This window comes from Microvirgula sp. AG722 (assembly GCF_003269145.1).
In the GTDB taxonomy this organism is placed as follows: Bacteria; Pseudomonadota; Gammaproteobacteria; order Burkholderiales; family Aquaspirillaceae; genus Microvirgula; species Microvirgula aerodenitrificans.
In genome coordinates, this window is the sequence record NZ_QLTJ01000013.1 from 42,556 (window position 1) to 58,423 (window position 15,868).

Genomic DNA, 15,868 nt, shown 5'->3' on the forward strand with positions numbered 1-15,868 from the left:
AGCATGTCTTCCGATCTGCGGGAACGGGCCCGCCATCTGGCGCGGGACGGCTATGTTGCCGCCGTGGTCGCGCTGGCCGACATGGGCACTTCGCCGATGACCACGGTGCTGGCCATCGAACTGGAAAAGGCGGGCATTCCGACCCTGCTGATTTCCGCACCGCCGGGAGATGGCCTGGCCAGACATGTGGCTTATTTCCGTGCCGGCCATCTGTGCATCTGCAATCTCGACATTTATCAGGCCAGCACGGTCGACGAGATTACCCGGCAGGTCGAAGAGAATATCGGCTACATGATCGATGCCCTGACCCTGCCCGGCCATGAAATCGACCAGTGCGCGGCAATTGACTCACTTCTGGATACACAGCCGCAGTGGGACCTGAATGATGCGCTGAAACTGGTGCAGGGACTGGAAAAGAACGGCGATGCGGCGCCAGGGCGCTATCTGGAAGTCCTGATGAACCAGTGCGAGGCGCTGTCCATCGGCGACGGACTGCCGTTCATCCCGCCGACGGAAGCGCGAGTGGCCAGAATGGCCACCTTCTGCCCGTATCCGCCGACAGAGGTCCTGATCCCGGAGGCCGGGCCATCTGGCAAGGACATCACGGTCCGGGACGTCATGGTCAATGCGGTCATGGCCGGGTGCGAACCCGAATACCTGCCGGTGGTCATTGCCACCTTCCAGGCCATGCGCAACCCGGCATTCAATTTCCAGCAGTCGATTACCACTTCCTACAATGGTGGCAATCTGGTGCTGGTCAGCGGTCCGATCGCCCGCGAACTGCGCATCCACTCCGGCCAGGGCTGCCTCGGCCCGGGATTCCGGGCCAATGCGACCATTGGCCGGGCGGTCAACCTGACCCTGCTCAATGTCTGCCGCGCCTATCCCGGCAAGGCGGATCTGGGCTGTCTGGGCTCGCCGGTCGAGTTCACGTACTGCTTTGCCGAAAGCGTGGAGCACAGTCCGTGGCCCGGCATCAATGCCGAGCATTTCGATGAGCAGACATCCACCGTCTATCTGCTGAAAGCCGAACCACCGACCGATGTCGTGGACTTTCTCAGCAGGACGGCCGCTGGCCTGCTGGAAACCCTGATCGACAGCGCGACCCACCTCGGGCGGATGAACGCCTATATCCCCGGCCGCATCCTGATTGTCCTGACCCCCGATCACGCGCAGATGCTGACGCAGGACGGCTGGGACAAGCCGCGACTGCGCCAGTACCTGTTCGAGCGGATCCACAACCCGCGCGCCAGCGTCGAGGGCAGGGGACTGGTGCCGGTGCGGCCGGCGTCGTTCGGGGCCCTGGACCCGGTACCGGCCACCCGCAGCCCCGGCGATATCGACCTTGTCGTTGCCGGCGGACGCGGCGGGCATTCGGCCATCATCGCCAGCTGGGGCCTGTACAGCGATGCCGTGGTGCAGCCGGTCCGGTTGCCGGACGGTCGCAATGCCAGAAGCATTCTCGATTTTCAATAAGAAACGCTATCCGCTTCCCCGACCCGGGGAAGCGCCCGCCGCTTGCGGCAAGGAGAGTCGTCATGTTTGCCATCAAAGAAATCGTGGCCAGGGAAGTACTCGATTCCAGAGCCGATCTGACCCTGGAAGTGGACGTGCTGCTGGAAAATGGTGTCATGGGCCGCGCGATGATTCCCACAGGCTGCTCGGTGGGAAAACATGAAGCCGTCGAGCTGCGCGATCATCAGTCGACCCGGTTCAATGGCAAGGGCCTGTTGAAGGCCATCGACATGATCCGCACCGAGATCCGGCCGGCGCTGCTGGGCAAGAACCCGCTGGACCAGACCGGGATCGACCGGCTGCTGATCCGCCTGGACGGCACCGACAACAAAAGCCGCCTTGGCGCCAACTCGATTCTTGGTGTGTCGATGGCGGTGGCCAAGGCGGCGGCCAGCCATCTGGGGCTGTCGCTGTGCGCCTATCTCGGCGGCAAGACCGGCCATGAGATTCCGCTGCCTATCCTGACCATGCTGTGCGGCGGCAAGCACGGCGGCGGCAATGTCGACTTCCAGGATTTTCAGGTGATTCCGCTGCGGGCACGAAGCCTGCACGATGCGCTGGCCATCGGGAAAAATATCTATAACGCGCTGAAAAGCCTGATGAAAAGCCAGGGCATGCCGGTCGGCGTCTCCGGCACCGGCGGCTTCATGCCGACGCTGCCGTCGAACGAGAGTGCGCTGCAGATGCTGACCGATGCCATCATGCTGGCCGGCTACCGGCCGGGGGTCGATGTCGGACTGAGCATGGATGTTGCGGCGGAAATGTTCTACGAAGGCAAGCGCTATCACCTGAAGTCGGAAGGGCGGACCCTGACCGCCGACGAGTTTATCGGCCTGCTGGAACAGATGGTCGACCGCTATCCGATCGTGCTGATCGAAGACCCGCTTGGCGAAGACGACTTCGACGGCTGGACCGAGATTACCCGGCGGCTCGGTGACCGTATCGAACTGGTGGGCGATGACCTGTTCACGTCCAGTATCCGGCGCTTCGGTCTGGGCATCGACCGCCGGATGGCGAACTCGATCCTGGTCAAGCCGAACCAGATCGGTACCCTGACCGAGACGCTGGACATCATTGCCGCCGCCCGGGCCGCCGGCTATGGCGTGGTGATCTCGCGGCGCTCCGGTGAGACCGAGGACACCTCGATCGCCGACATCGCCGTTGCCACCAACTGCGGCAAGGTCAAGTTCGGCTCGTTCGCCAGGAGCGAAGGACTGTCCAAGTACAACCAGTTGCTGCGGCTGGAAGAAGCACTGGGACCGGCGGCGCTGTTCCGCGGCGCCCAGACGCTGAAAGCAGACCTTGGCCGCCCGGTGGGGGCATGCCTGCAATGAACCGGCTGCCCAGGCCCTTTGTCGACGGCATGCTGGCGGCCATGCCGCTGGTGCCGGGTTTCATTCCGTTCGGCATTCTGACCGGCATCAGTGCCATCCAGGCCGGCATGCCGCCGCTGACGGCGCAGCTGTCGTCCCTGTTGCTGATGTCCGGGGCCTCGCAGATTGCCGCCGCCTCGCTGATGGTCGCACACAGCCCGCCGGTCATGATCGTGCTGACGCACTGGATCATCAATCTGCGCTATCTGATCTACAGCGCCGGCCTGTCCACGCACAAGCTGGCCTTCACCCCTGCCACCCGGGTGCTGGCCGCCCACCTGCTGATCGACCAGACCTATGCACTTTCGCATCTGCATTACGAGACGAACCGGCTGTCCGCCCGCGAACGCACGCAATACTATTTCGGCACGGCGTTCCCGCTGTGGCTCAGCTGGCAGCTGTTTACCGCCGTCGGCATCGTATTCGGCCAGGTCGTGCCCGAGCGCTGGGAGCTGGATTTCGCCATCACCCTGTGCTTCGTCTCGCTGCTGGTGCCGGTGCTGAAAAACCGCCCGATGCTGCTGGCCGGCCTGGTGTCGGGAGCCATCGCGGTGCCGCTGTACGGGCTGCCCTACAATCTGGGGCTGTTTGTCTCGTCCCTGTGCGGGGTCATGGCGGGGATTGCGGCCGAATACTGGCGGGCGCGGGGCAAGTGCCACAAGGTGGCATCATGAGCCAGTCCATGATCTGGGCCATCCTGCTGGCTGCCACGGTGGGCACTTTCCTGTTCCGCTATTCGTTTCTGTGGCTGTCCGACCGCTATCCGATGCCGGAACGGATGCGCCAGCTGCTGAAATACATCCCGGCCTCGGTAATTGCGGCGCTGACCCTGCCGGCGATCCTGACCCCGGCCATCCATGACGGCAACTGGCATGCGCCGCGTTTTCTGGCCGGAGTGATCGCCATGCTGGTCATGTGGCGGACACGCAGCGCGCTGCTGACGCTGGTGCTGGGCATGATCGCGTTATGGCTGGGCCGCTGGCTGGCGCTGTAGCCGGGAATCAGCAGCGCAGCTCCTGTATGTAGCTGCCTGGCGTGGTGCCGGTGTACTGCTTGAAGAAGGCGACGAAGGCACTGTCGCTGTTGAATTCCAGCGTACTGGAGATGGTCGACAGCGAAACCCGATTGCTCATCAGCTCCAGCGAGCGCATCAGCCGCCACTGCTGGCGCCAGGAACGGTAGTTCATGCCGGTCTCGCGCGAGAAAATCCGGCAGATGGTTCTTTCCGAAGCGCCGATGCGGGATGACAGTTTTTGCAATTGCGGGGGAAGGGCCTGCTGTTTCAGGATGTCGAGCAGAGGTTTCATCCGTGAATCCTGTGGCAGCGGCAACAGCATCGGCTGTCTGGGCGCCGCGCAGATTTCGTCAATGAATACCTGCAGCAGATTGTATTGGCGATCCTGGAACCAGTTGGTTTCAAAATCGGAAAAGGCAATGCGCTCTACCAGCTCTTTCAGTAATGGCGATAACGACATGACTTCTATTTTGGCGGGCAGTTGCGGAAATTCATTCATGTCCAGATAAATGGAACGGAATTCGACATTATGATGCTGAACGGTCTTGTGCAGGGTGTGCGCCGGAATCCAGACTGCGCGATACGGTGGAATGATGCATACCTGATTGCAAAGCTCGATGTGAGTGCAACCCTGTCGGGTAAAGGTCAATTGACCCTTGCTGTGTGAATGCAGACCTGCACGCGGAGTATGTGCGACAGGGGAGTCATAGCATGTGGCAATGCCCAGTACCGGGGAATCGAATTTGTCGGGGTCAAAAAACTGGTTCAGGGCTTCGGCATTGGAGAAAATATCAGGAGGGATCACCGCCATTGAAAAGGGTCCTTTCTTCAGCTGCCATTATGGTGAACGCGATAAGGCCGGGCACACTGAGGGTGCCGCTGGACGCCGTCGGGCGAAAAACGGACAGGACCAAGCATAGCCCGTGATTCCCGTTCCATCCATAACGATTTTCTAAACATCTGGCGCATGACGTTGGCCTGTCCTGCGCCGGAGAGGGGCAGGGCGGCATCCGCCGCTCTGCGAAGTCATGCAGACGCTAGTCGTCGATGTGAATGTCGTGCCCGCGAATGCGGAGGCGCTGTCCGGTTCTCAGCCGGCTGACGATATCGATGCCGAAACGGTCGAATACCGGGATGTCGATGGTGATGGCGCTTTCATACAGCACCGGATCGATCCGGTTGCACAGAATGGCAACCGGCGCCGTGCCGCGCTTTTGCGCATCGAACAGAATGAACGGCCCCATGGTGCCGCCCCTGCCTTCGGGACAGACCAGCACGCGGCCAGCCATGCAGTGTCCGTGCAGTGGATGACCCTCGGCGACGAGCGCGCCTGTTTCCGGGTCGAAATCACCGATGAATGAAAAGGGGAAGTCGACCACGAACACCTCCGCCTCGACATCGCCGGCATTCAGTTGCCTGCCTTGTATCTGCATGCTGTGCTTTCAGTTGGGCTCGGTAATGGCATCCACGCAGGCATCCATGTCGGCGATGCGGACCCTGACCCGGCCCTTGGTCAGCCTGGAAATGTAGTGCGCCGCCTTGAACGACTGGGTCAGGATCAGGTCGACCGATTCGGGAATCGGCGCGTCCGGGATGGCCGACATGCAGGCACTGGCAAAAGTGCCGCCCGCCTGCTCGATCGACTGGACATAGCCCATTTCCTCGGCAAGCCGGTATTGCTGGTGGGCGAAGCCGACCCACAGCCGCTTCCCCGGACTGACATGCCGCTGCGCCAGCAGGCCGGCCAGATGGCGGACTTCGTTGATCGACAGGTGCGGGCAGCCGAACAGCGCCATGCCGGCGCCGCGGACATCGGCCGCGGTGGCGCCGACGGCTGTCCGTGCGTCGTCCGCGGTGGCGCAGGGGGCCGGGCCGCTTGCCGGTTCGCCGCAGGGCCGGCCGACCGGGATGGCCGTTGCCAGCGCGGCCGACAGGTCGACTGCCTGGTAGCGGGCCAGGGCATGGCGAAGGGTATCCGGGTCGATGTCGACATGCTGTTCGGGCGCCTTGCCGCCCAGTGCCTGTTCGAGGGTATCGGCCTCCGGCGTGACGCCGACGATATGGCAGACGCCGACCGCGCCGGTGACCGAGAGCGGCACCATCAGGTATTTCAGCCGGTCCAGATTGAAGTCCCGGCTGAAGCCTTCGATGACTACATTGCGGTCCTGGGCCTGCTCTCCCAGAAAATAGCCGATGGCACCCAGCTCGATCTGCGACAGCCGGTCGACGTCGATATCGTGCAGCCGGACCTGGACTTTGGCATACCGTTCTTCATCCAGGAACAGACCACGAAAAGGGGCGCGACCGGTAATGGCTGCCGCCAGGCTGATCACGGCGCCGTCGCGATTGCAGCGTGCGCCAAGCACCGAATTGGCGATGACCTGGCCACCGGAACCGATCCAGGAAATGAAATCGCCCTTGCGCGGCAGGTTGCCGACCATGGCCGGAAAACAGGTATAGGTTTGAAAAAAGCCTTTTTCCTGGAATATCTTTTTTCGGCGATTCAGCAGGTCCAGGTTTCTGGATGCATAGTCGGCGGCAATGCCCATTTCCGCCCAGCTTTCCGGGCTGAAGGCAGACATGTGCGGGTGCAGCGAGGTAAAGACCGCCGGGTGGCGGATACCTTCCGTCATTTGTTCCAGCAGTTCGATGGGAATAGTGGGAATCACATGCGCGCTGGCAATCCTGACCATTTTTCCCGCGCCGAAGGCGGTGCCGAACTTGACCAGCATTTCCATCGATTTCTGCACGCCAGGTCCGAACTTCCCCTCGACCATGGCGGTTTCTTCTTGATCCAGAATCATTTTCTGATACCCGTTGTTATTCTGTGCTGCCGGCGGGCTGCATCGTGCCGCAGTCGGGCGCGGCCGCTGCGGAATTCGTGCAGGAATTGGAAAATATTCAGGATAGCGATGGCCTGTGCCAGCCATTACCGGAATCAGGACATTAACTGTCAAGTTTCAGACAGATTGCGCGGCAGCGCCGCGCTGTCTAGCGCCGGTGTCGCCGGCTGCGCCACCATGCCGTCAGCACGGAGAGCGCAACGAGCAGCACCAGCGCGGCAACTTCATAGCGCTGGATGTCGGCAAACAGCCATTGCAGCGAGCGTCCGAACAGAAAGCCGACCCCGGCAACCAGCGGGGCCCAGATCGCTGCGCCGATCAGGTTGAACAGGACAAAGCGCCAGGCGGGCACCTCGCTCATGCCGATCGCGACCGGGCCGACCAGGCGCAGCCCGTACAGGAAGCGCACGGCCACGATGACACCGCCGTGGTAGCGCAGCAGCAGCCGGTTTACCTGTTCCACGCGCGGGCGCCAGCCGGGGAAGCGGCGGAACAGGGATCCGCCGTAATGGCGTCCGGCGAAAAAACAGGCCTGATCGCCGAGCGTGCCGCCACAGATCGCAGTGACAACCACCAGCGGCCATGACAGATAGCCCTGATGCGCGGCAAAGCCGGCCAGGATCAGGACGGTTTCGCCTTCGAGCAGGGTGCCGGCAAACACGGCCAGGTAACCATACTGGGCAATGAGTCCGGCGAGCATCATGCATGATTCCTTGCAGGGGGCGGTGACATGGCCGGGAAGGCCCCGGACAACTGCCTGCCATGCTGCCACCGCCCGGACTCGGGTGCACGTGCCACCTCACATGCCGGAGGCCGGACACGGCTGTCCCAGCCGACAGGCGGTCATGTCTTTGTTTTAACCGGGACCGCAGCAGCACATGACAACTGCCAGAATGACAGCATCAGCCCAGGAAGGAGACGTACCATGGAACCGTTCAGGGAAGGGGACCACGTCATGCACCCGGCATCCGGGGCGGAGCTGGTCTTTCTGCGCGAGCTTGATGAACTGGACGAGTTCATCACGCCGGTATTGTGTGCGACGCAGGATATCTACGGTGCGCGGGTGGTGGTCGAAAGGACGGACCTGGAGGCGTGCAACAACCGGGTCCGGGCCTCGTTCCATCCCTAGCCAGGTGCCGCCCGTCAGCGCGGGACGCGATACACCCGGCCGCTTGCCACGTCATGCAGGACAGGGATCAGCCCGGCGCTGTCGGTTTCGTAGCTGCCCTGACTGCCGTCCGGCAGATGGCCGTACCTGAGTACGATGCGGCCTGCGGCATTCCGGTACCAGCAACCGAGGGTGTCGGGCTGTTTTTGCGGCGCAAAATCGAAGGCGGCGCCCCTGACCATGGCCAGCCTGCCGTTCTGGCGGCAGCCGGGCGAGTCGGACTCGATGCCGGTGAACAGCACGGTATGGATTTCGCCGTTTGCCAGTGCGATCAGGCCGGCCTCGGCGGGTTGCCGCGGCAGACCGGCAGCCTGGGTCAGGCCGCATGCCAGCAGCGGGATCAGGGCAGGAAACAGGTGCTTGCGCATCGGACATCCGGTCAGGGCAGGGGGTGGCCAGTGTAACAGCCGGACACTCCCCGCCGCTGGCGGGCTCAGACCTTGAAGCGGGCGATGGTTTCCAGCATCAGGGTTGCCTGCTCGTTCAGCCGGGTGGCCGTTGTGGCATTGTTCAGCGAGCCGGAATGGCTTTCCTCGGCCATTTGCGCCACGCGCTCGATCTGCTGGGCAATGCTGGTGCTGGCCATCGACTGCTCACGCATCGAGTGCGAGATTTCCGCGATGCGCTCGACGGTGTCGCCAGTGCGCGCCAGGATGCTCTGGATCGCGCCGGTGGCCTGATTGGCCGATTCGACACCGTGCTCGACCTGGGTGACCACGCCATGCATCGAGGCCACGGTCTGATTGGCGTCGTCCTGCATCGACTGGACGGTCACGGTAATTTCCTGGGTTGACTGTGCGGTGCGTTCGGCCAGCTTGCGGACTTCATCCGCCACCACGGCAAAACCGCGACCCTGCTCGCCGGCACGGGCGGCCTCGATCGCTGCATTCAGTGCCAGCAGATTGGTCTGGTCGGCAATGTCCTTGATCACGCCGACCACGGTGCCGATCGACGCCGTCTTGTCCTTCAACTGCTCGATCTGGAGCGCCGCCTGGCGGACGCTGTCCGAGGTACTGCGGATCATGTCGATGGTGTCGTTGATCACCTCGGCACCGACCTTGGCTTCGCTGCCGGCCTCGCGGCCGCTCTGGTCAGCCTGAGCCGAGCGGTCGGCCACATGGTTGACGCTGACCGTCATCTGTTCGACTGCCGCCGACATGCTCGAGGTCGATTCGCTGACCTGTTCCACCGCCTCGGTCATCTGCTCCGAGGCACTGGCGACCTCACCGGCGTAGCCGCCCACTGTCTGGCCGATCTGCTTCAGTTCGACGAAACCGGTCTGCAGCATCTGCAGAAGCTGGTTCAGGCGCTGGGCGATATGGGTGATCTCGTCGCGGCCATGTTCCTGTACCCGCTGCGTCAGGTCGCGATGGGTCGTGATCAGGCTGATCTTCGCGTCCAGCTCGTTCAGCGAGCGGCTGATGCTGCGCGTGAGCAGCAAGCTGGAGCCGACCATCAGCACCAGCAGGGCGGAACCGAGCGACATCAGGATCCAGGTTGCGCTGGTCGCTGCGTGAATGGCCTGCGCACCGCTTTCCTCGCTGACCTGCCGGTTCAGATTGACCATCTGCTGCAGATCACGGTAGGCGGCATCCGATACCGGAATGGTGGTGCTGCGCAGGTACTCCATGGCGGCGGCATTGCCCTGCGGCGTGTTCTGGTTGGACAGCTGCATGAAACCGGGAATCAGTGCATACCACTTGTCGATCGAGCTGCTCAGCGCATCAATCGATGCCTGATCCTGCGGATTGCTGAGCAGCCGGCTCTTGTAGCTGTCGAGCGCCTGACGCAACACGCCGCGCAGTTTTTCCAGCTCGGTGGCGGCGGCCTGTTTGCTGGCGGCATCGGTCGAGCCGGCATGCAGCGTGATCTGCCGGCGGGCTTCGATAAACTGCGCCTTGATTTCCTCGACCGCAATAATGGATGGCAGGGCATCATGAGTAATCCCGTCGACCTGGCTCTCCAGCTGGCCCATCAGCACTTTCAGCGTCAGCAGCATCGCTGCCAGGCCGAGCAGGCTGAAAAAAACCATTCCGTACAATTTTGTCGATATTTTCATGATTCCTGATCCTGTAGATTGAAGCGGTGGGCCGGCCGGCAGAGGGCGGATTCAGCCGCTATTGTGGGTTTCCATTCGTGCAATGGCGTAATCGAGGATGGCTCTTGCGCCAGCCGATAATGTTTTGTGATTTGAATAGGCCGCATACAACCCGTCTCCCCGGGCCAGGTATTGCGGCAGAATGCGGATAACTTTCCGGATGGCCAGGTTGACGCAATGCTCGCTGATCAGGGCAATACCAAATCCCTGCTCCGCCGCACTGATCAGCCCGGACGTGGAATTGGTGGAAAACCGGGTATTGATCTGTACCGGCAGGCAAATTTCTCCATTGGGCAACAGAATATTGATCGAGGTATCATCGCTGCGATGAATGCATTGATGATTTTTCAGATCGTCCGGCCGATGTGGCGTGCCATGCACGCTCAGGTAGTCGCTGCTGGCATAGAAGCCGAGCGGCATGCTGCATAATTTGCGGATGACATAATTCGTCCGCCGGGGTCTGCCAACCATCAACAGCAGATTGATATTTTCCTGGTCGAGGTCGGGCTCATGGTCTGAAACCAGGACTTCCAGTTCCAGTTCTGGATAGGACTTCAGCAGTTCAAAGAAAAAATTGTTGGTGGGGCACTCGAAAAACCCCGTCGGGACCTGTATCCGCACTTTACCACCGACTCCATGGCTGGCTGACTGTATGGATTCAATTGCAGCACTGAGGCTGTCTATATTCGTGCTACTCCATTTGTACAGCCGCTCTCCATCCGGCGTGCAGAACAGAGAACGGGTTGAGCGCAGAAACAGCGAGGTGCCCAATCTGTTTTCCAGTCCGCTCAATCGCCGGCTCAGCGTGTTTGCCGGCATGCCGAGTTGCTTGCTGGCCCTGGAGAAATTTCCAGCGCGAACGATCTGAACAAAAAGCGCTATATCGTTGAGCATTAAATTTACACAGCGGATGTTCATATAAGTTGATATGGGCTTGTTATACATAACAAGCCCATTGCCATATTAAATATGGATTTTACACGATGTTATCATGATCAATTGTCAATTGATAACTGACAACGATGGATATCAGTTTTCCATTAATGAGCGTAATCGAGAGCTTTCCGGCCGCCCGGTTTCTGGTCGGCCACCCGGCCGGAATGGTGTGTCCAGGGGAACCGCCGGGCACGGCGCAGCCGGCACCAGTCCGGTGCCGGGGCGGTGTTCTGCCATCCCGGACAGGGGCGGCGGAGAGGGGGGCCGACCGCGGCATGCCGGGACGGCCGCCGCGCCTTACAGCCAGTTTTCCACGCCGCCATGCCGCGAACAGGTGCCGCGACGATGCTGGCTGAAACTGTACGAGCCGTCGCGGCAGCGGGCCGATGCCCCTTCGGGGGCCTTGCCATTGCGGGTATGGGCGGGGGAATGCACCCGTTTGCCGTCACTGTTGGTATAGCTGCCGTGTTCGATCAGCTGCGATTCCTGCGGGCTGGAATGCGTGTCCGGGTACGGGGATTGCTTGGCGAGGGCCGGCTGGAAGGCCAGGGCGGCCAGCAGGGCGAGCAGGGCAAGTCGCATGATAAAACCATTGTCATGAAATGTGCTTATCGTGCCTCCGCTTGCCGCCACAGGTAAAGAATCTTGATCAAAAAGCGCTAAAAATTCGCCTGCAGCGGACTCATTCAATTATCGTAGGCGCAGGCCGACAGCAGCAAATTGCTGCTCAAAGGCAGGGGGCACTGCGCCCCGGGTCATTCGCGATCAGGAGACAAATCATGCGTATCGGTTTTCGCAAGAGCATTCTGCTGGCCAGCATCCTGTCGGCCGCGCTGCTGATGGGGGCGGTGCTGGGAACGGCGGTTTGGGTTGCGCGCAATGCCAGCCTGGAGCAGGGACAGGCGCTGGCGCTCGGCACGGCGCAGACCTATGCGGTCCAGTTGCAGAATGAAATCAGCGCCTCGTTCTCCGTGGCCACGACGCTGTCCCGCAGCCTTGCCAGCCTGAAGGACAGCGGCAGCAACAACCGCAAGACCGCCGATGCGATCACGGTGGCCGCGCTCGGCGGCACGCCGGCGCTGCTCGGTCTGTCCTCCTACTGGGAGCCGAATGCCTTTGATGGCCGCGACGCCGACTATGCCGGGGTCCTCCCGCAGGGAGCCGATGGCCGCTATCTGACCTGGTGGAACCGGGGCAGTGGCCAGATCAAGCCGGAAGCCTATGCGTTCCAGGGCGGGGAAGCGGAAAATCCGTGGTACTTCGTGCCAAAGAAAACGCTGAAGCCGTTTGTGACCGAGCCGTACCAGGACAAGCTCGACGGCAAGCCGGTCACGCTGGTGTCACTGATGAGCCCGATTCTGCATGACGGCCACTTTCTCGGTGTCGTCGGCGCCGACTATCCGCTGACCACGCTGCAGCAGATCCTGGGCAAGGAAAAACCGTTCGGCGTTGGCGAGCTGGCACTGATTTCCCCCAGCGGCGTGTATGCGAGTCACCCCGATGCCGGCAAGCTGGCTGCCAGGGCCGACGATGTCGATGCCGCCGGACTGGCCGCCGTGGCCGAAGGTCGCAGCCATCTGGAGATCCGCGATGGCAAGGTCCGGGTGCTGTATCCGGTGCGCTTTGGCGATGCCCGGCAGATCTGGGCCCTGTCGCTGTCCTTCCCGGCCAGCGTGCTGACCGCCAGCGCCGACCGCACCATGCTGATGGGCTCGCTGCTCGGCCTGGGCGGGCTGGTGCTGCTGGCGCTGTTGCTGACCCTGGTCCTGAACCGGGCCATGCGACCGCTGACCCGGCTGGAGCGGACCATGAACGAGCTGTCGGGCGGTGGAGGCGATCTGACCCGCGCGCTGCCGGTGCCGCTGCTGGACGAGATCGGTCGCATCGCCGCGGCGTTCAACCAGTTTGTCGGCAGCCTCGGCGGACTGATCCACGGGGTGAAGACGCAAAGCGCATCGGTCGCCGAGCGGGCCCACAAGGTGACGGAAGCCAGCGAGACCATTTCCGGCCGCTCGAAGCAGCAGATGGAAGCCGCCAGCGCGGTGGCGTCGGCAGTGGAACAGATCAGCGTCAGCATCGCCCAGGTTTCGGATCGGGTGAAAGAGGCATCGGGGCTGTCCACCGAGGCGCGCGAACTGGCCTCGCAGGTGAACGAGGCGGCACAGACCAGCGCGGGTGAAGTCAACGATATCCTGATTACCTTTACCGGGCTGCATCAGCGCATGGCACAACTGGACGCGTCGTCGCAGGAGATCTCCGGCATTGTCGATGTCATCAGCAGCATTGCCGCGCAAACCAACCTGCTGGCACTGAACGCGGCGATCGAAGCCGCTCGTGCCGGCGAGCAGGGGCGCGGCTTTGCCGTGGTCGCCGACGAGGTGCGTCAGCTCGCTACCCGATCCGCACAGGCCACCGACGAGATCGGCCGCGTCATCCGGCTGGTGCGCGAGCAGATCGACAGCACCATTGCCGGCATGGAAACGGCCGGCGGGCAGGTCGAAAGTGGCGTCGTCCATGTCCGCCAGGCGGCGGACGGTGCTGCCGAAATCGAGCGTCACATCATGAAGCTGTCGGACCAGCTGGTCGAAGTCGGCCATGCCAGCACCGAGCAGTCGCATGCCAGCCACGATATCGCGGTCAATATCGAGAATATCAGCAGCATGGCCGAGGAAAACCATCAGGCGGTCGCGGAGACGGATGCCGAAATCAATTCGCTGAGCCGGATGGCGCGCGGCATGCACGACGAGATGGGCGCATTCCGCACCCGGGGCGACTGAAGCCGGTTCCGGGCGCCATGCCGGTTTGGTGCTGGCGTCCGGACATCAATATCACGGCGCGTGACATATAAATCACGCGCCATCATGCATGTAGAACACTATCTGACCGTGGATGGCCGCAACCCCTTCAACGAGTGGCTGAATGATCAGGCTGCCCATGCCTGATGTCTGCCAGCAATAACGACGAAAACTTCAAACGCAAGACCCATGCCTGCCAGGTCACAAACCCGTCGAAAGACGGGTTTGTGACCTGGCAGGCAAAACCGGTCCGTCTATACGCGGAAGCGGTTGAGGCTGCCGTCCAGCGCGCCGGACAGGTCCTGCAGCTCGTGTGCAAGCCGGCTCGACTGCTGGGCGGACATATTGGTGCTCTCGTTCATCTGGGCGATATGCTCGACGTTGCGTGCCGCATCATGACAAGCCTGGCTCTGTTCCTTGATGGCGCTGGCCATCTCGGCGATCTTGTCCACCGACCGCTGCGACAGGTCACGGATCACCTGCAGCGAGGCTGCCACGCTGCGCGTGCTGTCCACGCCGGTCACGATGCGGGCATTGGCCTGCTGCATGCTCTGGTGGGCCTCACGGGTATCGGTCTGCACCCCCTTGATGCGCGAGGAGATTTCGGTCGTCGCCTGGCCCGTTCGTTCTGCCAGCTTGCGGACCTCGTCGGCGACCACGGCAAAGCCGCGACCCATTTCGCCGGCCCGGGCGGCCTCGATCGCCGCGTTCAGTGCCAGCAGGTTGGTCTGGTCGGCGATATCGCTGATGACCTTGACGATCTCGCCAATCTCGCCGGAGCGCAGGTTCAGCTGGTCGATCAGCCGGGTCGTCTCGGCAATACTCTGCGCGATCTGCTGGATCTCGTCGGCAGCCTGTACCGCCATCTGGCTGCTCTGGCCGGCTTCCCGCGTGGCGTCGCGCGCCTGCGCTTCGACTCCCTGCGCATTGTCCGCCACCACATTGATGCTGACCGTCATCTGCTCGAAGGCCGCGGCACTGGACGCGGCGGCTTCCGACTGCTGATGCGAGGCCTGGGCGACCTGGCCGCTGACGGCGTTCAACTGGTCGGCGGCGCTGACCAGCTTGCCGGAATAGCCGTGCGATTCGCGGATCAGTCCGCGCACCGTGCTGACCAGCGTGCCCAGCGACGCACCCATGCTGCCGAGTTCGTTCCTGCCGTAGTCGGGAAGATCGAGCGTCAGGTCACGGGTCGAGGCCAGGGTATGGCTGATCTCCTGCATGCTGTGCAGCGGTTTCTGGATCGAGCGGATGATCAGCAGCGAGATCAGCACGCCTGCCAGCAGGCTGAGGCCGAGAATGCTCAGGACGGCGGTCTTGGCCGAGCTGGAGGTTTCGTCGATCTGCCCGTGCAGGCTGTCCACCGCCGTCTGTGCCGACTGGGCCAGCGCATCCAGCGTGCTTTCCATCCGGTGCACATTGTCCTTGTATTTGCCCAGTGCGGTATTGGCATCGGCCGTCGAGGTGAGGTGGCCGGCTTCCACGCTGGCTGACACGCTGTTGAATCCATTGCCGTAACCGGTCAGCAGCTCGCCCTGTTCGGTCATGCGCTGCTGCAGCGCCGCAAGCGCATCCGGCTGCCGTGCCAGCAGTTTTTGCAGGTCGGCAATATTGGTCTGGGTCTCGGCAAAGGTTTTCTTCCATTTGCCCAGATAGCCGGCCCGTGCCTCCGGCTCGCCGATATTGATGAAGTAGTCTTTCTCGAAGCGACGCAGGTTTCCGATTTCTACCTGAAGCTTGCTGACACCCTGGAAAAATGCCAATTCATGATTGGTGACTTCGGCGACACGGGTGTTGATGCGGTCCAGCCCTTGCAGTGACACTACGCCCGCGCCTGCGAGCGCCAGCAACAGCAGGGCGAACCCCAGAATGATGCGGGTTGCGACTGATAAATTTTTCATGCGATTTTCCATGCCATGGGCGGATAGATTCCAGAGCGGTTGGTGTCGTTACAAATGCAGGATTGCCCGTTTGAGTCTGGCGTTATCCGTCCTGCCCGCTCTTCCCCGCAATTTTAATCACAGTGACCTGCCACCGCTGGCATTTAATTGTTACCAAATACATGGCACCTGCCATTTAATAAATTGTTCGTCATGATGGTGACAATAAAATGAATGGTATATGA

15 protein-coding genes are annotated in these 15,868 nt (G+C 62.0%); 6 read left to right on the top strand and 9 right to left on the bottom strand.

Annotated features, from left to right (window positions below; translation table 11 throughout):
• Nucleotides 1–3: 3 nt before the first annotated feature.
• From DFO50_RS14635 to DFO50_RS14650, 4 genes are all read left to right on the top strand, one after another.
• The gene (locus DFO50_RS14635) at nt 4–1,476 is read left to right on the top strand and encodes a hypothetical protein (RefSeq protein ID WP_146745113.1); all 1,473 of its coding nucleotides are present in this window, start codon (nt 4–6) and stop codon (nt 1,474–1,476) included.
• A 62-nt stretch (nt 1,477–1,538) separates the two neighbouring features.
• Nucleotides 1,539–2,849: a phosphopyruvate hydratase gene (gene eno, locus DFO50_RS14640; protein ID WP_107890030.1), complete on the top strand. Its 1,311-nt coding sequence runs from the start codon at nt 1,539–1,541 to the stop codon at nt 2,847–2,849.
• On the top strand, nt 2,837–3,562 hold the full coding sequence (locus tag DFO50_RS14645; RefSeq protein ID WP_036385777.1) for an AzlC family ABC transporter permease: 726 nt from the start codon (nt 2,837–2,839) through the stop codon (nt 3,560–3,562). The genes eno and DFO50_RS14645 overlap by 13 nt, the downstream gene beginning before the upstream one ends.
• Entirely contained in the window at nt 3,559–3,882 is a 324-nt protein-coding gene (locus DFO50_RS14650) for an AzlD domain-containing protein (RefSeq protein WP_028499036.1), read from the top strand. Before DFO50_RS14645 ends, DFO50_RS14650 begins: the two co-directional genes overlap by 4 nt.
• A 7-nt stretch (nt 3,883–3,889) precedes the next feature.
• Here the strand turns inward: DFO50_RS14650 and DFO50_RS14655 are convergent, their stop codons facing one another.
• From DFO50_RS14655 to DFO50_RS14670, 4 genes are all read right to left on the bottom strand, one after another.
• Nucleotides 3,890–4,714 (bottom strand): helix-turn-helix domain-containing protein, encoded by an 825-nt coding sequence (locus tag DFO50_RS14655; RefSeq protein WP_036385778.1) that lies wholly within the window; start codon nt 4,712–4,714, stop codon nt 3,890–3,892.
• A 226-nt stretch (nt 4,715–4,940) separates the two neighbouring features.
• The gene (locus DFO50_RS14660) at nt 4,941–5,336 is read right to left on the bottom strand and encodes an aconitase X swivel domain-containing protein (RefSeq protein WP_028499038.1); all 396 of its coding nucleotides are present in this window, start codon (nt 5,334–5,336) and stop codon (nt 4,941–4,943) included.
• 9 nt (nt 5,337–5,345) lie between these two features.
• Nucleotides 5,346–6,707: an aconitase X gene (locus DFO50_RS14665; protein WP_028499039.1), complete on the bottom strand. Its 1,362-nt coding sequence runs from the start codon at nt 6,705–6,707 to the stop codon at nt 5,346–5,348.
• Between the two features lie 187 nt (nt 6,708–6,894).
• On the bottom strand, nt 6,895–7,449 hold the full coding sequence (locus tag DFO50_RS14670; RefSeq protein ID WP_028499040.1) for a DedA family protein: 555 nt from the start codon (nt 7,447–7,449) through the stop codon (nt 6,895–6,897).
• 222 nt (nt 7,450–7,671) lie between these two features.
• On the opposite strand from DFO50_RS14670, the gene DFO50_RS14675 reads away from it, so the two are divergent.
• Nucleotides 7,672–7,875, top strand: a complete 204-nt coding sequence (locus DFO50_RS14675) for a hypothetical protein (protein ID WP_028499041.1) — start codon at nt 7,672–7,674, stop codon at nt 7,873–7,875.
• A 14-nt stretch (nt 7,876–7,889) separates the two neighbouring features.
• Here DFO50_RS14675 and DFO50_RS14680 read toward each other — a convergent pair whose 3' ends face one another.
• From DFO50_RS14680 to DFO50_RS14695, 4 genes are all read right to left on the bottom strand, one after another.
• Nucleotides 7,890–8,282, bottom strand: a complete 393-nt coding sequence (locus tag DFO50_RS14680) for a hypothetical protein (RefSeq protein ID WP_107890028.1) — start codon at nt 8,280–8,282, stop codon at nt 7,890–7,892.
• Between the two features lie 65 nt (nt 8,283–8,347).
• Nucleotides 8,348–9,973, bottom strand: a complete 1,626-nt coding sequence (locus tag DFO50_RS14685) for a methyl-accepting chemotaxis protein (RefSeq protein ID WP_112692794.1) — start codon at nt 9,971–9,973, stop codon at nt 8,348–8,350.
• A 51-nt stretch (nt 9,974–10,024) separates the two neighbouring features.
• Entirely contained in the window at nt 10,025–10,930 is a 906-nt protein-coding gene (locus tag DFO50_RS14690; protein WP_158537473.1) for a LysR family transcriptional regulator, read from the bottom strand.
• A 315-nt stretch (nt 10,931–11,245) separates the two neighbouring features.
• Nucleotides 11,246–11,530 carry a DUF3761 domain-containing protein gene (locus DFO50_RS14695; RefSeq protein ID WP_028499043.1) on the bottom strand — a complete coding sequence of 95 codons (285 nt, stop codon included), beginning with the start codon at nt 11,528–11,530 and terminating at the stop codon, nt 11,246–11,248.
• 197 nt (nt 11,531–11,727) lie between these two features.
• Here DFO50_RS14695 and DFO50_RS14700 point away from each other — a divergent pair, with 197 nt between their 5' ends.
• Nucleotides 11,728–13,725 carry a methyl-accepting chemotaxis protein gene (locus DFO50_RS14700; protein WP_158537474.1) on the top strand — a complete coding sequence of 666 codons (1,998 nt, stop codon included), beginning with the start codon at nt 11,728–11,730 and terminating at the stop codon, nt 13,723–13,725.
• Nucleotides 13,726–13,997: 272 nt separating this feature from the next.
• Here the strand turns inward: DFO50_RS14700 and DFO50_RS14705 are convergent, their stop codons facing one another.
• Entirely contained in the window at nt 13,998–15,644 is a 1,647-nt protein-coding gene (locus DFO50_RS14705; RefSeq protein WP_158537475.1) for a methyl-accepting chemotaxis protein, read from the bottom strand.
• Between the last annotated feature and the right edge of the window lie 224 nt (nt 15,645–15,868).